General features: G+C 43.1%; 2 protein-coding genes. Both read right to left on the bottom strand.

Annotation, left to right across the window (positions count from 1 at the left end):
- Positions 1-58 precede the first annotated feature (58 nt).
- A complete protein-coding gene (locus tag ACFSUC_RS11555; RefSeq protein WP_379929760.1) occupies positions 59-937 on the bottom strand; it encodes an IS3 family transposase in 879 nt (292 codons plus the stop codon).
- 38 nt (positions 938-975) lie between these two features.
- Positions 976-1,284 (bottom strand): transposase, encoded by a 309-nt coding sequence (locus ACFSUC_RS11550; protein ID WP_379929759.1) that lies wholly within the window; start codon positions 1,282-1,284, stop codon positions 976-978.
- Between the last annotated feature and the right edge of the window lie 62 nt (positions 1,285-1,346).

The following is a 1,346-nucleotide window of genomic DNA, read 5'->3' as shown; positions in this document are numbered from 1 at the left end:
CGGATTAACCCCCGAAAATTGGACAGAATCACTTTCAAACTAAGCCTGTCTGTCATTTTTAAAGTCTGACTTCCTTTGTGGTAACTTCGCCTAGCTGTTTACGTTTGTAAAAGTCCGCAGGAGCGAGGTAGCCAATGCTGGAGTGGATGCGTTTTGTGTTATAAAACTGCATGAAAGTTGTGACAGCCTGGTATGCTTCCTCATAGCTTTGAAACTCATGGCGAGACAAGCATTCGTCTTCCAAAATGCGATGAAAGGCTTCAATGTGCGCATTCATATTCGGTGTACGCGGTGGAATCCGTTCATGCTCCATACCTAGCGCTTCACAAGCATTGGCAAACGCTTTGGATGTAAACTGGGTGCCATTATCGGATCGAATCACGGGTTTCTCTGTATGGGCATACTGTTGTCGCTTGAATAGAGCTCGATTTAGGGTTTGTACTGCATCCTTCCCCTCACAGCGCAAACCAATGTGAAAACCTACAATCATTCGATCATAAACATCGATGTAAGATAAGATGAAAAAGAATCGCTGTGCACCGTGAATATATCCATACTTCAGATCCGTTTCCCATAACTGATTCGAATCCGTGATGGTTCGATTTCTGGCAATCTTTCTTGGATAGAACGTTTTCTTTTCTCTTTGTGGACGCAAGATGCCTAGTTCCTTACATAGGCGATAGACTTTCTTTTTATTGATCGTTAAATCAAAGTACCGACGCAGGAGGATGGTCAGCTTCTGGTAGCCATAGGCAGCTCCTTCATGCTCCATCAACTGCAAGAGCCATTCTTTGATTTGTTCATCCGATATTTTGGTTCCATCTGCTTGAAGGGAAAACCCGGGTGCTGGTCGTCCCTCACTTACTGTTTTCTCCTCCACACGGTAATGCTTCTGGTAATAATAAGTGGAGCGAGAAACCCCGACAATACGTAGCACAGTCGTCTTAGGATATCCTTTGTTGATCCATTTGTCGGCTACTTCAACTTTTTCAGTAACTGAGGGTTCTTCTTTTTTATGAGGTCACGTAGAATCGCAATCTCCAGATCTTTTTCACCTAGTAATCGCTTTAATTGATCATTTTCCTGTGCCAATTCTTTGGTGTCGAGAGAGAAATCATCGGTGTGGATATCATCAAACTTTCCATTGCGAGATTCCCGCACCCACCGTTGAACCATGTTTCGGCTAAGTTCATAACGGCGTGAGACGAGTGTTGTGTTGCCTGTTTCCAACGCCTCTTTCACCACTTGCAGTTTAAATTCTCTTGCATACTTTTGTCTTTTCAAATGAAGCGCCCCCTGACTATGAATAGTATAATCATATGAACTTATATTGTCCAAATACTATA

Origin of the sequence: Marinicrinis sediminis, assembly GCF_042685085.1 — a bacterium.
GTDB lineage: Bacteria > Bacillota > Bacilli > Paenibacillales > KCTC-33676 > Marinicrinis > Marinicrinis sediminis.
The sequence above is the reverse complement of the archived record's forward strand: the minus strand, read 5'-3'. Positions and strand labels throughout refer to the sequence as shown.